We start from the raw sequence: 17,391 nt of genomic DNA, 5'->3' as shown, positions 1-17,391 counted from the left end.
GCGCAGCTAGCTTAATGCAACTTTGATACCCAGGCCGATCAACAGGCCGCCCAGTAATTTATCGACAACTTTTTGCACTTTCGCCAAACCGCGGCGTACGGGCGCACTTTGAATCAGAATTACCAGTAGGGGCCACCAGATAACGGCCAGTAGCCAGATGATTGAGGCGTACCACAGTTTCTCACCCACGCCGGAGTCTATCTGTAATATTTGTGTGAAAACGGCGAGAAAGAAAAGAGTCGCTTTGGGATTCAATAAATTGCAAAGATATCCCTGCAAGAATGCGGCTTTCAGCGTGACGGGATATTGTGCAGTGTTATCGATACTAAGCTTACTATCTCCTCGTGATAGCAGTGCCTGGATACCAATCCAGATCAAATAACAGGCTCCGGCATATTTCAGCAGGTTGAATAGCCATGGTGTGGTAGTGATAACAACTGCCAGGCCAGCCACGCAATAAGACATATGTGTCGCAACACCCAAAATTACACCAAGGGCTGTCATCATGGCTGCGGGGCGGCGATAGCGGGCAGCATTTTTGATTACCAGAAAGAAATCTGGCCCAGGGGAGAGCATGCCCAAGGTAGCAAGGGTGGCAACAAATATAGAGGTTTCAAGCATAAGGATTACCGAGTGATAGTGGTGCTGTCTGGCGATCATAACGCCACTTGGCTCCCTCTGCATTATTCTTATTTGTTATCTGTGGTGGTTTGGTTATCAGTAGTGATGGGATTGCAACAGATGTCTTTTACTTTTTGACGGATAGCGATGCACGAATATGAGCCTGGAAAATGTAATAAACAGTGATGTTTCGCATCAACAGCAGCGAGAGATTACGCGATTGTGCATCAAATGCGCCCTAATGCTGTTGCAGCATGGGGCAGAAAGTATGCTAGTTGAGCAGCTATCTGCACGGCTTGGTATGGCTCTGGGGATGGACAGCGTTGAGAGTTCTATCTCGGCTAACGCAATCGTGTTGACCACTATCAGCGAAGGTAACTGCCTGACATCTACCCGTAAAAATACCGATCGTGGCATCAATATGCAGGTAGTCACTGAAGTGCAGCATATTGTGATTATGGCGGAGCATCGCTTATTGGATGCAAAAGATGTGGAAAAACGCTTCGAGCATATCAAACCTCTGCGTTATCCGCGCTGGCTGGTCGTTGTGATGGTGGCGCTCTCTTGTGGCTGTTTCAGTAAATTAAACGGTGGTGGTTGGGATGCGTTTTCCATTAGCTTTTTAGCCAGTGGGTTGGCGATGTTTGTTCGCCAGAGTCTGACGATTAATCATATGAATCCGCTGATTAATTTCTGCATCACTGCTTTTGTTGCCACATCCGCATCCGGTTTGTTGATGCGTTTACCGTTTTTCCAGGAAGCATCCAGCGTGGCGATGGCGGCCAGCGTACTGCTACTCGTGCCTGGGTTCCCGTTGATTAATGCGGTAGCCGATATGTTTAAGGGCCACGTTAATACCGGTTTGGCCCGTTGGGCGATGGCAAGTTTATTAACGTTATCAACCTGTATTGGGGTGATATTCGCGATGGCGTTATGGGGATTGCGGGGGTGGTAATGAATTTACTCTGGGCATTATTACAAGACATGGTGTTGGCGGCTATCCCGGCACTGGGTTTTGCTATGGTATTTAATGTGCCGGTGCGGGCATTGCGTTACTGCGCATTACTGGGAGCGGTCGGGCACGGTTCGCGTATGTTAATGATCCATTTTGGTATGAATATCGAGCTGGCTTCATTATTGGCTTCAATTATGATTGGCGTCATCGGGATTAACTGGTCACGCTGGTTGCTGGCACATCCAAAAGTTTTCACTGTCGCGGCTGTTATTCCTATGTTTCCGGGTATTTCCGCCTATACCGCAATGATATCGGTCGTTGAGATTTCTCACTTGGGTTATAGCGAAGCGTTAATGTCCACGATGGTGACCAATTTCTTGAAAGCGTCATTTATTGTTGGAGCGTTGTCGATTGGTTTATCTTTGCCAGGATTATGGTTATATCGCAAACGTCCTGGTGTATAAGACTTTTTTTCTGCTCTGTTCTTGTATCAGGCTAAGAGCAATCTTATATGTGTGATTAGCCTGCTTATCGCTATCGACGCTTGATTAGGCTTTACGTATAGTGTGAGCAATTTTTCGGTACTGGCTCTTGTAGCCTACAGGGTTTAAAAATGATTATCAGCCTGATCGCTGCGTTGGCGGCGGATCGCGTTATTGGTATGGAAAACGCCATGCCATGGCACCTACCGGCTGATTTAGCGTGGTTCAAACGTAACACGTTAAATAAACCGGTAATTATGGGTCGTAAGACCTTCGAATCAATCGGTCGTCCTTTGCCGGGGCGGTTGAATATTGTTATCAGTAGCCAGCCGGGTACTGATGAGCGCGTGACCTGGGCTACGTCAATTGAAGAAGCTCTCTCTTTCGCAGGCGACGTAGAAGAAGTTATGGTTATGGGGGGCGGACGGGTCTATAAGCAATTCTTAGCTCGCGCGAATCGTATGTATCTTACCCATATCGATGCGGAAGTAGGGGGGGACACTCATTTCCCTGACTATGAGCCGGATGAGTGGGAAAGCACATTCAGTGAGTTTCATGACGCAGATGAAGCGAACTCGCACAGCTATTGTTTTGAGATCCTTGAGCGCCGCTGATTATTGCTACCATCCAAATAAGACCTGTCTGCCTCAAACAAGAACGTCACCAAAAATAAAGGCGCATATTATGCGCCTTTATTTTTTAACATCTAATTATCAGTATATTACAGATAACTAAAGGGATCTTTTGCCGCTGCTATTTCATCAGTGTTACTTACTTCTGCTTCCACTTTGAATGCATGCTGTGTGAAATAGCGTTTATCTTCCCAGCGCAGCAGCGTTAAATCGCCGCCCCAGCAACAGCCGGTATCCAAGCCATAAATACCTTCAGGAACACCTTTCCCTTCCAGCGATGCCCAGTGACCAAAAATAATTGAATAGTCAGGGGAGACCAATCTTGGCAACTCGAACCAAGGCTTGAGTGGAGCGGGGGCATTTTCTGGCGTATCTTTACAGATCATATCCAACTGCCCGTTCGGGAAACAAAAACGCATGCGAGTCAGTGCATTAGTACTAAAACGCAAGCGTGCTAGCCCGGATAGCTCTGGTGACCAGTTATTCGGCATATCGCCGTACATGGCATCGAGGAAGAGTGGATAGCTATCACTACTTAATACCGCCTCCACTTCACGTGCACACATTTGGGCGGTTTCAATATCCCATTGAGGTGTTATCCCGGCATGAGCCATGATCAATTTTAATTCATCATCAACTTGTAAGACCGGTTGGCGACGCAGCCAATTAATCAGCTCATCAGCATCCGGCGCCTCAAGCAGTGGAGTAATACGATCTTTGGGTTTATTACGGCTGATACCGGCATAAACGGCCAGTAAATGCAGGTCATGGTTACCCAGAACCATACGAACAGCAGGCCCTAATGAGCGGACATAACGTAAAACATCCAGTGATGCTGGGCCACGGGCAACTAAATCACCGGTTAACCACAAAGTATCCTGCTGCGGATCAAAGCTCACCTGTGCTAATAGCGCAAGCAGCTCATCGAGGCAGCCATGAACATCGCCAATAAGATAAGTAGACATAGTTGAAAGGTCAGAGTTAATGGATCAGTGCTGGGATCGCTAAGCGGAACACCGGAATTGCAGTACGGAAGGGCTGACCAAGGTGATCAACCATCTCATAATGCCCTTCCATGGTACCCAGCGGGGTTTCCAGTACAGCACCGCTGGTGTATTGAAACTCATTACCTGGCTGGATCAACGGCTGTTCGCCGATGACCCCTTCACCCTGAACTTCAGTCTGCCGGCCATTACTATTAGTGATTAACCAATAACGACCAATCAGTTGCACATTTGAACGACCCAAATTGCGTATCGTCACGGTATAGGCGAAGACGAAACGTTCTTCATCAGGTATCGACTGGGTTTCCACATAGATACTCTGCACCTGTACACAAACGCGGGGCTGTTCAATCATAATGTGCTCCTGCTTATTCTTGCGGTGTCGATTGAGCTGAAAGCCAGTTAGCCAGCTTACAGTATTGCGCTACCGAAATATTCTCTGCCCGTAATATCGGGTCAATACCTAATTCGATTAACTGCTCTGGAGTGAATAGATCACCTAAGCTGTTACGCACGGTTTTTCTGCGCTGATTAAATGCTTGCGTGGTAATGCGGCTAAGCATACGAACGTCACCAACCGGATTCGGCATGTTGACATGCGGAATCAAGCGCACCACGGCCGAATCAACTTTTGGCGCGGGGGTAAACGCCGTTGGCGGTACTTCTAGCACCGGGATAACATTGCAATAGTATTGCGCCATCACCGTCAGTCGGCCATACGCTTTACTATTAGGTCCTGCGACCAGACGATTAACCACTTCTTTTTGCAACATGAAATGCATGTCACGAATAGCATCAGTATAGCTGAAAAGATGGAACATCAGCGGGGTGGAAATGTTGTATGGCAAGTTACCAAACACACGTAATGGCTGCCCTGCAAGCTCTGCTAACTCAGAAAAATTAACTTTCATCGCATCTTGTTGATGGATGGTTAGCTTGTCTTTCAGTTGCGGATGGCTGGCTAAACGAGCCGCTAGATCGCGATCAAGCTCGATCACCGTCATATGATCCATACGCGCAGCAACAGGTTCAGTCAATGCCCCTAAACCGGGACCTATTTCAACTACGGCTTCGCCAGGAACGGGGTGAATTGCAGAAACAATACTGTCGATGACAAACTGATCGTTTAAAAAGTTTTGTCCAAAGCGTTTGCGGGCAAAATGCCCTTGGTGGACTCTATTATTCATTGCTGTTATTTATCATTTTAATGGCTAAGTTTAATGCCGTAATGAAACTGCCAACATCGGCAGAACCGGTTGCGGCGAGTTCTAAAGCGGTACCGTGATCCACAGAAGTGCGGATAAAAGGCAAACCGAGAGTGATATTTACTGCTCGGCCAAACCCTTGATACTTCAGCACTGGCAATCCTTGATCATGATACATCGCCAGAACCGCATCTGCATGTTGTAGATATTTAGGCTGAAATAGGGTGTCTGCTGGTAGAGGGCCGATAAGATTTATACCTTGCTGACGCAGTGCATCTAGTGCAGGAATAATGGTATCGATCTCTTCATGGCCCATATGGCCACCTTCACCTGCGTGAGGATTCAGTCCACACACGTAAATCTGTGGTTGGCTAATGCCAAATTTGGTTTTCAGGTCACTATCAAGAATGGTGATCACTTCATGCAGGCTAGCTTGAGTGATTGCGCCAGGTACGGCCAGCAGAGGTAAGTGGGTTGTCGCCAATGCCACACGTAACTCTTCAGTTGCCAGCATCATCACTACCCGTGGGCAGAGGCTGCGATCTGCAAAAAACTCGGTGTGTCCGATAAAAGGGATGCCAGCATCATTGATAATACTTTTTTGTACCGGGCCGGTGACCAATGCAGAAAATTCCCCGCTTATCGCGCCATCACAAGCCTTGGCCAATGTTTCCACAACATAGTGGCTGTTTTGGATGTTGAGTTTGCCGGGGATCACTTCTGTGGCCGTTTTTACCGGCAAGATAGTCAGTGACCCCGCTTGTTGCGCTAACGCAGGCTTGCTGGCTTGATATTCACGCAACTGCAAAGGCAGATTAAGCTGACGGGCCCGAGCAAGTAGCAAGGCCGGATCGGCACACACCACTAACTCAACAGGCCAATCCTGTTGAGCCAGGGCGACGACTAAATCGGGCCCGACCCCGGCTGGCTCACCGGGGGTAATAACAATACGATTATTATGGTTGTGCATTACTACCATCAAGAATTTTTACATAAGCAGCAGCACGCTGCTCTTGCATCCAAGTTTGAGCTTCTTCAGCAAATTTACGGCTAAAGAGCATACGGTATGCCTTGTCTTTCTGTGCTGCATCAGTCTTGTCTACCTGACGTGTATCGACAACCTGAATTAAGTGCCAGCCGAAAGAAGAGTGAACCGGTGCACTGATCTCACCTTTTTGCAGTTTCATCAGCGCATCACGGAACGCCGGGTCATAAATATCTGGTGATGCCCAACCTAAATCACCGCCTTGCATTGCAGAACCAGGATCCTGAGAGATCTCTTTGGCAATAGTGGCGAAGCTAGATTTACCACTCTTAATATCTGCCGCCGCTGCCGCTAACTTGGCACGAGCCTGATCGTCGGTCATTACCGGTGAAGGTTTCAGCAAGATGTGGCGGGCGTGAACTTCAGTCACGGAAACGGTCTTATCCGCACCACGGATATCATTTACTTTCAGGATGTGGAAACCGACACCAGAACGGATTGGCCCGACAACATCACCTTTGTTCGCAGTTTGTAATCTTTCAGCAAACAAAGAAGGCAGTTCCTGTAATTTGCCCCAACCCATCTGGCCGCCTTTCAGCGCCTGAGAGTCCGCCGAGTTGGCGATAGCCAATTTACCAAAATCAGCGCCGCCTTTAATGTCGGAGACTAATTTGTTAGCCAGCTCTTCAGCCTGATCAACTTGTTGCTGAGAGGGATTTTCTGGCAATGGGATAAGAATGTGGCTGAGGTTCAGTTCAGCATCACCGCTGGTCTGGTTCCCAACTTGTTTGGCCAGTGACTCAACTTCCTGTGGCAGGATAGTTATTCGGCGGCGTACTTCGTTGTTACGCACTTCAGAAGTCAGCATCTCTTTACGGATCTGCTCGCGGTAAGTGTCATAATTCAGGCCATCAGCAGCCAGACGACTACGCATCTGAGCGGGAGTCATGCGGTTTTGCGCAGCGATATCAGCAATGGCTTTATCCAATGCTTCATCACTGATAGTAATGCCCATCTTCTTCGCCATCTGTAACTGGATATTATCCATGATCAGACGCTCAAGAATCTGATGACGTAACGTCGCATCATCAGGAACTTGTTGCCCAGACTGCTGTGCATTCAGTTTCACGGATTGTAACAGACCGTCAACGTCACTTTGCAAAACGACGCCGTTATCAACCACTGCGGCAACTTTATCAACTTCTTGTGGTGCTGCGAACGCGGTATTGGCACAGACAACCAATCCGAGAATAAGCGTTCTCCAGTTCTTCATACCTTTTCCATTTATGTAATCCGCTTTAGCGGGTTAAAATTCACTGTATTCAGTGTGTTACACAGTATCAGAATGCACTTTGATAAGGCAGAATGCCTGAGCGCAGCATTTGTGCAGTACCCAGGTTGTGGTCGCTGCTCAGACCACGTAATTCAATGTTAAAACCAATCTTGTTATCATACTTACTGGCTTCTGTTTGTGAATTCCAGCCAGTAATTTTACGTTCATAGCCCACGTTTATAGCCCAGCAACACGTGTTGTATTGTAAACCAACTAACTGGCTAGCGGGCTGATTGGCTTTGGTATCGTAGTAATAAGCACCGACTAGTGCCCAACGATCCGCAATCGGCCAACTGGCGGTAGCACCAATCTGAGAAATGCCTTGCTGATAACCAGGACTTTTTACATTCGGTACTGCTGCCTGAATATATTCTGGGCTGGCATAGCGGTAATTCAATTGAATCATACGCTCTGAGTCTTTTCTATACTCCATTACCGCGTTACCCAGGGTCAAACTCCCCAGACGGGTATCATACTGCACGCCACCTTTTAGACCCACTTGATCACTGATACGCCAGAATGTATCACCAGCCCAAACAAGGCTACCAGTATCATCACTGTTATCAATTGTTTCGCTATTACCGGTACGCGAACGGCTGAAGTAATAGATTTGACCCACAGAAGCATTAAAACGTTCAACCAGTGCATCATCATATATGCGTGAAGTTAAACCGGTAGATACCTGATTCGCAGACGCTATACGGTCCAAGCCACTATAGGTACGGTCACGGAACAGTCCCGAGTAGTCTGACTGCATCAGCGTGGTGTCGTAAATATAGATATCATCCTGATTGCGGTATGGAACATAGAGATACTGCATCCGTGGTTCGAGTGTCTGGGTGAAGCCTTCACTCCAATCCATTGGCCGATCAAATACCACTTTGCCATCAATTTTAAATTGCGGCATCACCCGGTTAATCGAGTCTTTCAGGTCAGGAACCGTCGCGTCCTGCCCATTCTGGTTTTTGTAATTATTGGCAAAGCCTGTCGGGATATCCTGCTGATAATGGGTTGCCAGTAATTTGGCTTCGGTATTCAGGCTACCCCAACCGTTGGACAGTGGTAGGTTAATCGCCGGTTCAATATGGAAGCGGCTGGCTTCTGGGTTTTCTGGATTGACGCTGGTGAATTTGGCGGCTTGACCGTAAACATGCAGATCAAACAGGCCAATATCATTTTTATAGTAGTTCATATCCAACTGAGGTTGGGCCCGGTAAGCATTATTATTACCGGCGTCAGTAAAGACTTGGAACTGTTTAGAGGCCAAGGTGGCATCCCAGTTTTGATCAGCATAGCCAACGCTGAATATTTGGGTTGCATAGCCGTCAGTGGTCGATCCGTATTGCGACGTTAAATCAGTAAAGTAATCTGGGTCACTAACACGGGTATAGTTGACGTTGAAACGCCAGACTTTATCCATCACACCGGAATGGCCCCAGTAGTACAACCAGCGGGTGGCATCTTTATCTGTACCATCGGTGCCGTGGTATAAGCGATCACTCGGTAGCCAGTCTAATGCCATGGTGCCGCTGCCCGGAGCCAGCAAGTAGCGGAACTCGTTTTGCCACTGTAACCCACGCCGTTCCATGTAGTGAGGCGTAATTGTAGCATCGAAGTTGGGCGCAATATTCCAGTAGTATGGCAGCATAAATTCGATGCCGTTATTACTGGTATATTTAGCATTAGGGATCAGGAAGCCTGAGCGGCGTTTATCACCAACCGGTAATTGCATATAAGGACTGTAGAACACCGGTACTTTGCCAATCTTAAAGCGGGCATTCCAGATTTCTGCTACTTCTTCTTCGCGGTCATGAATAACCTCAGAGCCCACGACACTCCAGCTATTATCACCTGGTAGACAGGAGGTAAACGTCCCATTTTCTAAAATGGTGTAACGGTTCTGACCTCGTAACTTCATTAAATCCGCATCACCACGCCCTTGACGGCCGACCATCTGATATTTGCCTTTATCCATATCAGTGTCTTTGGTATTCAAGTTTGACCAGCCTTTCGGGCCTTTCAGCTTGATTTGCGGATCGTCATAATTAACGTCGCCAGTGGCCGTGACAGTACGAACTGGGATAGCTTCACCGGGTTTTTGTACCTGCGTCAGTTCAACCTGATTCGCGGTCAGGGTGCTATTGCCTTGCTGGACAATGACATTGCCGGTGAACAAGGCATTATCGGGATAATTGGCTTCGGTTTTATCCGCATTAATACGGACCGGTAGCTGATTCGGATCACCGCTGACCAATGGCTGATCATAGGTGGGTACACCAAGCATACATTGCTCAGCGAGGCCGGCCAGCGATTGCTGGCTATATAGTGCCGTCCATATCAATGTGGCCAGCAGTGTTGGGAATCTTTTTTTCATACGCGGTTTTGGTGTTCCGTCATCGGGGGGCATCATGCCGGCAAACGGTCTGAGACTATATTACTCATCACAGTTGCGCTAGCGTTAAATCCGGCCGTTTGCACGTCTCGTTGTTAGGCGCTGAGCTGAATGCCGAGTATGATAATGCAAATTTTGACTGACGGCATGATGAATTGAGGAGTATATGCGGTATTGGGGAAAACTGCTCGGTCTGGTATTGGGCTTAATGTCTGGTGCTGGTTTCTGGGGTGTGGTACTGGGGTTGCTTGTCGGCCATATGGTAGACAGGGTGCGAAGCACGAAGCGCCGCGGCTATTTTGCCGATCAACAAACACGACAATTAATTTTTTTCCGCGCCACTTTTCAGGTCATGGGGCATTTAACCAAGGCCAAAGGGCGGGTTACGGAAGTTGATATTCAACTCGCCAGCCAGTTGATGGATCGAATGCAATTGCACGGTGAAGCTCGAACTGCCGCACAGCAAGCGTTTCGCGAAGGGAAAGAAAGTGATTTCCCGTTGCGTGAAAGATTGCAGGAATTACGTGGTGTCTGTTTTGGGCGTTTCGATTTAATTCGGATGTTTCTGGAAATTCAATTACAGGCCGCATTTGCTGATGGATCTTTGCATCCTAACGAGCGGCAAGTGTTGTATGTCATTGCTGAAGAGTTAGGGATTTCGCGCGGCCAGTTTGATCAGTTCTTGAGCATGATTGAAGGCGGCCGTCAATTTGGTGGTCACGGCGGTTGGCAGGGCCAGCAGGGTGGATATTCTCAGGGGGGCTATCAGCAAGCGTCGAATGGCCCGACATTGGAGGATGCCTGCAAAGTGCTCGGCGTTAATAGTACCGACGACAGCGTGACCATCAAGCGTGCTTATCGCAAGTTAATGGGTGAGCATCATCCAGATAAGTTGGTGGCAAAAGGTCTGCCACCTGAAATGATGGAGATGGCGAAGCAAAAAGCCCAAGAGATTCAAGCTGCGTATGATTTGATTAAGCGCGAGAAGGGATTCAAGTAGGTTTTTTTTTAAGAGTGGCCACCTCAGATCGGCGTTAATGCGCCGTTCTGAGGTAATTTCGGGCCAATACTCTTACGACAAAAATTAAAATTCCGCCTCACATGTAAAATGCATCGCCGTTCCAAACTCAGGGTGAGTAATACACAGCTCCTGCGCATGTAACTGCAAGCGGGATGCCATCGCTTTGGCCTCTGGATGGGCGTAGAAGCCATCACCAAGGATTGGGTGACCCATCGCCAGCATATGGACCCGTAATTGGTGTGAGCGCCCTGTGATGGGCGATAACTTCACTCGCGTGCTGCCATCAGTATCGCGTGACAGCACCAGATACTCAGTTTGTGCAGATTTACCGGTTTCATAACAGACTTTCTGCTTTGGCCGGTTTGGCCAGTCACAGATTAACGGCAGATCTATCAGCCCTTCATCTTCGGCCAGATGCCCCCAGACGCGGGCAATATAAGACTTTTTCGGTTCACGTTCGCGAAATTGGCGCTTCAGCTCGCGCTCAGCCGCTTTGGTCAGTGCCACGATAATTACGCCACTGGTGGCCATATCCAGCCGATGAACGGACTCTGCCGCCGGAAAATCAGCCTGAATGCGAGTCATGATACTGTCTTTATTCTCCGGCGCGCGACCGGGTACAGAAAGTAGCCCGCTAGGTTTATTGACCACCATGATGTGCTCATCCTGAAACAGGATGTGCAGCCAAGGGTCGCGTGGGGGATTATAGGGTTCCATTAGTGCTCCATTTATGCCCTGCATTGTTCAAGTCGCAGGTGTGTTGGCTGCTCTCGTTAACCCGAATCATTTGACTGCATAAGCTCATCGGGATTAATGAGCCTCATCCTTGAGGCTAGCATAAATGCTATTCAAATCGGTTCCCAACCGATTTGTCTCTCCTTTGCCGCCTGCCTGCATCTTGAAATCTGTTGGGTATATTGCAGAAACTGATTATTACTCAGGATTACTGATGTGTGACCACCACCAGGCGGATAGCATCTAAACGCCAGCCCGCTTGATTGAGGTTTTCCAGCACCATTTTACGGTTATGCTCCAGTGCTTCTATTTCGTCATCACGAATATTTGGGTTAACCGCTTTCAGGGCTTCCAAACGTGCCAGTTCGGTACTCAGCTTATCATCAGCTTCGTGCTTGGCCGATTCAATCAACAGTTTTGCCTGCTCTTCAACCAGTGCCTCTGCTTGTTGCAACATGGCGTGGACTTCTTGTTGCACTGCATTGACCAGCTTGCTGGAGGTATGACGGTTTACCGCATTCAACTGACGGTTAAAGGTTTCAAATTCAACCTGTGCCGCCAGATTGGTGCCATTTCTGTCCATCAGCATCCGCACTGGGGTGGGTGGCAAGAAGCGGGTTAATTGCAGGTGTTTTGGCGCTTGAGCTTCTACCACATAAACCAATTCAGCCAGCAGTGTTCCTACTGGTAATGCTTTGTTTTTCAATAAAGAAACCGCACAGCTTCCGGTATCGCCGGACAAGATCAAATCCAAACCATTACGGATGATCGGGTGCTCCCAACTCACAAACTGGGCATCTTCCCGCGATAACGCCTGTTCACGATCGAATGTCACGGTACAGCCGTCTTGCGGCAGCCCAGGGAAGTCCGGTACTAGCATATGATCAGAGGGGGTCAGTACGATCAGGTTGTCACTGCGGTCTTCTTGGTTAATCCCGACAATATCGAACAGGTTAAGCGCGAAACTGACCAAATTAACGTCATTATCTTGATCTGCAATGATCTGCGCCAGTTGTTGACCATGCTCGCCGCCGTTGGAATGCATCTCCAGTAGCCGATCACGACCTTGTTCCAGTTGCAGTTTCAGCTCTTCGTGCTGTAGACGGCAGGCGTGAATAAATTCATCTAACCCTTCTTGTTCACTTGGCGTTGCCAGATAGCCGATCAGTTCTTGATAGCCGCTGTCATAAATGGTGCGCCCGGTCGGACAGGTGTGCTCAAAAGCATCCAAACCTTCATGATACCAACGCACCAATATCGCCTGTGCGGTATGTTCCAGATAAGGCACCATAATCTGGATTTCGCGGTTTTGACCGATACGGTCCAGACGGCCAATACGCTGTTCCAGCAGGTCCGGGTTAAACGGCAGGTCGAACATCACCAACTGGCAGGCAAACTGGAAATTACGGCCTTCTGAACCTATCTCAGAACACAGTAATACCTGAGCGCCATCTTCTTCAGAGGCAAAATAGGCCGCAGCACGGTCACGCTCTATCAGTGATAAACCTTCATGGAACACGGCGGCGCGAATAGCTTCACGTTCACGTAGCACTTGTTCAAGCTGTAAGGCAGTGGCTGCCTGGGCACAGATAACCAACACTTTCTCATTACGGTTAGCAATCAGATAGTTAAGTAACCACTCTACCCGTGGGTCAAAGTTCCACCAGGTGGCATTTTCGCCTTCAAACTCCTGATAGATTTGTTCCGGGTAAAGCATATCTTTGGCGCGCGCTTCCAACGTTTTTTTGGCACCCATGATGCCTGATACTTTAATCGCCGTCTGATATTGGGTTGGCAATGGCAGTTTGATTTGATGCAGGACGCGGTGCGGGAAGCCTTTCACCCCATTGCGGGTATTACGGAACAAGATACGGCTGGTACCATGTCTGTCCATCAGCATTGTTACCAACTCTTGGCGAGCGGCTTCGCTGTCTTCACTTTGGCTGTTGGCCGCTTTCAGCAAGGGCTCAATATCCTGCTCATCAATGAGTTCGCCCAACAGATTCAGTTTATCGTCAGTTAAACGCTCACCACCCAGCAGCAGTGTTACTGCATCTGCAATTGGGCGATACTTCTGCTGTTCATTGACGAACTCTTCGTAATCGTGGAAGCGATCGGGATCCAGCAAACGCAGACGGGCAAAGTGGCTCTGCTGGCCCAATTGCTCTGGTGTTGCGGTCAACAGCAGCACCCCTGGGATATTCTCAGCCAATTGTTCAATGACTTGATATTCACGACTTGGGGCTTCTTCGCTCCAGGCCAGATGGTGCGCCTCATCCACCACCAACAGATCCCAAGACGCATCTGCCAGTTGTTCCAGCCGTTGTTTATTGCGGCGCACAAAATCCAGTGAACAGATAACCATCTGCTCGGTTTCAAACGGATTGGTGCTGTCAAGCAGGGCTTCGGAGTAGCGGCTGTCATCAAACAGTGAGAAGCGCAAATTGAAGCGGCGCAACATTTCCACCAACCACTGATGTTGCAGGCTTTCCGGCACTACAATCAGGATTCGTTCAGCACGGCCTGACAACAGTTGTTGGTGAATGATCATCCCGGCTTCGATGGTTTTACCTAAACCGACTTCATCGGCCAGTAATACCCTTGGTGCATGGCGCTGACCCACTTCATAGGCGATATGTAATTGGTGTGGGATCAGGCTGGCACGGATACCGCGTAACCCACTCCATGGCAGACGGAACTGCTCACTTTGATATTTACGAGCGCGAAAACGCAGGGCAAAGCGATCCATACGATCGATCTGACCGGCAAATAGCCGATCCTGCGGTTTGCTAAACGTCAGTTTGCTATCGAGCAACACTTCACGCATTGAGACGCCGGTTTCCTCAGTGTCCAAACGGGTGCCGATATAAGTAATCAGCCCATTTTCATGAGTCACTTCTTCCACTTTTAGCTGCCAGCCTTCGTGGTTGGTGATGGTATCGCCCGGATTGAACATGACGCGGGTGATTGGCGAATCATTTCTAGCGTAAAGGCGGTTTTCACCGGTTGCGGGAAACAGTAAGGTAATCATGCGTACGTCGATGGCAACGACAGTACCCAATCCAAGTTCGCTTTCTGTGTCGCTGATCCAGCGTTGACCAAGTGTAAAAGGCATAAATTATCGGCTCGATTTTTTGTTGGACAGTTAAGGAAATGCTTTTTAAATTATCTGGTTATAAATAATTAGTGGCAGCCAAATATCATAAAACCACTGGCAATAGTCTACCCGCCGCACAGGCGATGCGGCCTGAGAGTCTGTCTGAAAATGTGGCATCTACAGGCAGCACCCAATAAGAAGGAGTATTACGGCTAGCGGTTATGTAAATGTGATTAATGCGAATTTTGGCAAGGGCGCTATGGTAATGGAAGCGGAGCGTTTCGTCACCTGTAAAATACCCGTCATACTTCAAGCTGCATGTGCGTTGGCGGCCGCAGTTTACCCCAGTCACTTACTGCTCTTGATCTTAAAATTAATAAGCTCTTGGGGACTCGCTCACTTGCTGCCTTCCTGCAACTCGAATTATCCAGGCTATAAGGTATCAGAATAGCCCCATCTGACCTGTTATTAACGTTGTGAAGTCATCGTGCATAAAAGGAAGTATAGCGTCTGCTACCGGTTGCAACTGTCGTGTCAGGTAGTGATCGTAGTCGATAGGGGATTGCCGAATCTCAAGGGGTTCGGGGCCAGCGGTGGTCATGACATAGCTTATCCAGCCCCCATTTTGATATTGCAGCGGGCGACCGAGTTTGCGGTTAAACTCATCCGCCAAGCGTGCCGCTCTAGCGTGTGGTGGCACATTACGCTGATAGTCATCCAGCCGTCGGCGTAGACGTTTGCGGTAAACTAGCTGTTCATCTAATTCGCCATTCAGGGTTCGCGCTACGTAATCCCGCAGATAATCCTGGTAGGGTTGCCGCTGAAAAATGCGTAGATACAATTCTCGCTGAAATTGCTGGGCCAGTGGTGTCCAATCAGTGCGCACGGTTTCCAGCCCTTTGTACACCATCTGATCACCCTCAGAGGTAGAAATCAACCCGGCATAGCGTTTTTTACTGCCTTGCTCGGCACCCCGGATGGTAGGCATCAGAAAACGCCGATAGTGAGTTTCAAATTCCAGTTCCAGGGCGCAGGGTAGATTAAAGGTTTGTTGTATATGATCTTTCCACCATAGATTGACCTGACGTACTAACTCTTTACCTATCTGTGATGCCTGCTCTTCACTGTGAGCCTTTTTCAGCCAGACGAAGGTTGAATCGGTATCACCATAAATCACCTGATAGCCCTGTGCTTCAATGAGTTCGCGGGTCTGGCGCATGATGTCATGGCCGCGCAAGGTGATCGATGAGGCCAGTCTGGGATCGAAAAAGCGGCAGCCGCTGGAACCCAATACGCCATAAAAGGCGTTCATAATGATCTTCAGTGCTTGTGATAACGGTTTGTTTTTCTGACGTTTAGCCGCTTCCCGGCCCTGCCAGATTTGGTTAACGATGGCGGGCAAACAGTGTTTCTCGCGCGAGAACCAGGCACCGCGAAACCCCGGCACCGAGTGCTGTTCATCAGGCAGAGCCATACCTGCCACTAAACCGACCGGATCGATTAAAAAGGTGCGAATAATCGACGGATACAGGCTTTTATAGTCAAGTACCAATACCGAGTCATATAAGCCGGGTTGGGAGTCCATCACAAAACCACCGGGGCTGTGCTCTTCTGGTAACTCACCTAAATTGGGGGCGACGTAACCGATGCGGTGCATACGCGGCAGGTAAAGATGGGTAAACGCCGCCACGGAGCCACCGCTACGATCCGCTGCTAACCCCGTCACTGTGGCGCGTTCCAGCAGGAAGCTGAGCAGCTCGGTCTTGGCAAAAATCCGCGTCACCAGCTCGCAATCTTTCAGGTTATAGCGCGCCAGTGCCGGTTTGTCATGGGCGAAACGTTGATTGATTTCATCCATTCGTTGATAGGGGCTGTCGCTGGCTTTGCCTTCGCCCAGCAGGGTTTGCGAAACAGATTCCAGACTAAATGACGGGAAATTCCAGGTGGCGGATTTTAGCGCCTCGATGCCGTCGATAATCAGCCGACCGGCTGCCGAGGCAAAAAAGTGCCCCTGTTTAAAGCCGTGTTCACGCCATTCCAGCAGGTTGCCACCACGGCCAAAGCGCAGTGGGATCTGATAGCGGTCAGCGTGTTTTTGTAGAACACGTAAGTCAAACTGCACCAGATTCCAGCCAATAATGGCATCGGGATCATGCACTGCCAGCCACTGGTTTAGTTTTTCCAACAACTGCGGGCGGCTGGCGACGTATTCCAGATTGAAATCCAGCGCTGCACTTTCAGCCGTATCACCGTTAGGTGGCCCCAACATGTAAACCTGGCGCTGGCCGCAACCCTCCAGCCCAATACAGTACAGCTCGCCATGTTCACTGGTTTCGATATCCAGCGACAGCAGTTTCAGTGTTGGACGATAATCCTCGGCCGGTTTCATTTGGGTGTTAAGCAGCGGGCCATGGTTATTGTCATCACCGCTGAACCACACCGGCGCGGTAATAAATCGTTCCATCAGAAACCGTTCTGGTGGGCGAATATCGCCTTCATAGACATTCACACCACTTTCGCGCAGCAGTTTTTCCAAACGAATTAATTGACGATGTTGACTGCAATACAGGCCCAGCACTGGGCGTTGGTGGAAGTCAGTCAGTTCAAGTGGGCGCAACTGCCAGCGGCGTTCATCACGCAGCACGGTTTCAGCCCGTTGCCGTTGTTCGGCCGGGATAAATGCCACTGAGGGTTGCGGCGGCAGCCTGACCTGCTGTGGCCCTTCATCGGTGGCTAACCAGAATTCAACTTCGGTGCCTGCCTGCGTGTCGCGCCAGTGGCGAGTGAGCAGGAAGCCCTGACGGTGTTGCGCCACGGTGCTAACCTTTATAGGTAATGTACAGGCTATTTTATTTGTCATTTTGAACTTGGGCAGTGCTCGATATCCTCACGTACTACGTGTACGCTCCGGTTTCTCCGCGCTGTCCGC

14 protein-coding genes are annotated in these 17,391 nt (G+C 49.2%); 4 read left to right on the top strand and 10 right to left on the bottom strand.

Going from position 1 to position 17,391, the window contains the following annotated elements:
• Window positions 1-6 precede the first annotated feature (6 nt).
• Complete coding sequence (locus tag V1953_RS17840) at window positions 7-621, bottom strand: LysE family transporter (protein ID WP_083160600.1); 615 nt, start codon at window positions 619-621, stop codon at window positions 7-9.
• 157 nt (window positions 622-778) lie between these two features.
• Between V1953_RS17840 and V1953_RS17835 the strand changes: the two genes are divergently transcribed.
• From V1953_RS17835 to folA, 3 genes are all read left to right on the top strand, one after another.
• On the top strand, window positions 779-1,576 hold the full coding sequence (locus tag V1953_RS17835; protein ID WP_083160598.1) for a threonine/serine ThrE exporter family protein: 798 nt from the start codon (window positions 779-781) through the stop codon (window positions 1,574-1,576).
• The gene (locus tag V1953_RS17830; protein ID WP_193784728.1) at window positions 1,576-2,040 is read left to right on the top strand and encodes a threonine/serine exporter; all 465 of its coding nucleotides are present in this window, start codon (window positions 1,576-1,578) and stop codon (window positions 2,038-2,040) included. Before V1953_RS17835 ends, V1953_RS17830 begins: the two co-directional genes overlap by 1 nt.
• 149 nt (window positions 2,041-2,189) lie before the next feature.
• Window positions 2,190-2,672: a type 3 dihydrofolate reductase gene (gene folA / locus V1953_RS17825; RefSeq protein ID WP_083160596.1), complete on the top strand. Its 483-nt coding sequence runs from the start codon at window positions 2,190-2,192 to the stop codon at window positions 2,670-2,672.
• A gap of 107 nt (window positions 2,673-2,779) precedes the next feature.
• Here folA and apaH read toward each other — a convergent pair whose 3' ends face one another.
• The 6 genes from apaH to lptD all read right to left on the bottom strand — a co-directional run bounded on the left by apaH (window position 2,780) and on the right by lptD (window position 9,591).
• Window positions 2,780-3,655, bottom strand: a complete 876-nt coding sequence (gene apaH, locus V1953_RS17820) for a bis(5'-nucleosyl)-tetraphosphatase (symmetrical) ApaH (protein ID WP_083160594.1) — start codon at window positions 3,653-3,655, stop codon at window positions 2,780-2,782.
• Window positions 3,656-3,671: 16 nt separating this feature from the next.
• On the bottom strand, window positions 3,672-4,049 hold the full coding sequence (apaG, locus tag V1953_RS17815) for a Co2+/Mg2+ efflux protein ApaG (RefSeq protein WP_083160592.1): 378 nt from the start codon (window positions 4,047-4,049) through the stop codon (window positions 3,672-3,674).
• 13 nt (window positions 4,050-4,062) lie between these two features.
• Window positions 4,063-4,881 carry a 16S rRNA (adenine(1518)-N(6)/adenine(1519)-N(6))-dimethyltransferase RsmA gene (gene rsmA, locus V1953_RS17810; RefSeq protein WP_083160590.1) on the bottom strand — a complete coding sequence of 273 codons (819 nt, stop codon included), beginning with the start codon at window positions 4,879-4,881 and terminating at the stop codon, window positions 4,063-4,065.
• Complete coding sequence (gene pdxA / locus V1953_RS17805; protein WP_442851178.1) at window positions 4,874-5,869, bottom strand: 4-hydroxythreonine-4-phosphate dehydrogenase PdxA; 996 nt, start codon at window positions 5,867-5,869, stop codon at window positions 4,874-4,876. The genes rsmA and pdxA overlap by 8 nt, the downstream gene beginning before the upstream one ends.
• Window positions 5,856-7,157, bottom strand: coding sequence for a peptidylprolyl isomerase SurA (gene surA / locus V1953_RS17800; protein WP_083160586.1), 1,302 nt, complete (start codon window positions 7,155-7,157; stop codon window positions 5,856-5,858). The genes pdxA and surA overlap by 14 nt, the downstream gene beginning before the upstream one ends.
• A 67-nt stretch (window positions 7,158-7,224) precedes the next feature.
• Window positions 7,225-9,591 carry an LPS assembly protein LptD gene (gene lptD / locus V1953_RS17795; protein WP_442821266.1) on the bottom strand — a complete coding sequence of 789 codons (2,367 nt, stop codon included), beginning with the start codon at window positions 9,589-9,591 and terminating at the stop codon, window positions 7,225-7,227.
• A 184-nt stretch (window positions 9,592-9,775) separates the two neighbouring features.
• Between lptD and djlA the strand changes: the two genes are divergently transcribed.
• Window positions 9,776-10,609: a co-chaperone DjlA gene (gene djlA, locus V1953_RS17790; RefSeq protein ID WP_442851177.1), complete on the top strand. Its 834-nt coding sequence runs from the start codon at window positions 9,776-9,778 to the stop codon at window positions 10,607-10,609.
• Window positions 10,610-10,693: 84 nt separating this feature from the next.
• Here the strand turns inward: djlA and rluA are convergent, their stop codons facing one another.
• From rluA to V1953_RS17775, 3 genes are all read right to left on the bottom strand, one after another.
• The gene (gene rluA / locus V1953_RS17785; protein ID WP_442851176.1) at window positions 10,694-11,347 is read right to left on the bottom strand and encodes a bifunctional tRNA pseudouridine(32) synthase/23S rRNA pseudouridine(746) synthase RluA; all 654 of its coding nucleotides are present in this window, start codon (window positions 11,345-11,347) and stop codon (window positions 10,694-10,696) included.
• A 226-nt stretch (window positions 11,348-11,573) separates the two neighbouring features.
• On the bottom strand, window positions 11,574-14,480 hold the full coding sequence (rapA, locus tag V1953_RS17780) for an RNA polymerase-associated protein RapA (protein WP_442851175.1): 2,907 nt from the start codon (window positions 14,478-14,480) through the stop codon (window positions 11,574-11,576).
• 424 nt (window positions 14,481-14,904) lie between these two features.
• Complete coding sequence (locus V1953_RS17775; RefSeq protein WP_442851174.1) at window positions 14,905-17,277, bottom strand: DNA polymerase II; 2,373 nt, start codon at window positions 17,275-17,277, stop codon at window positions 14,905-14,907.
• Window positions 17,278-17,391: the final 114 nt, after the last annotated feature.

It is taken from the genome of Yersinia sp. 2541 StPb PI (assembly GCF_052217145.1).
GTDB classification, from domain to species: Bacteria; Pseudomonadota; Gammaproteobacteria; order Enterobacterales; family Enterobacteriaceae; genus Yersinia; species Yersinia enterocolitica_E.
Note: the sequence above shows the minus strand (reverse complement) of the source record. Positions and strands in the feature narration are given on the sequence as shown.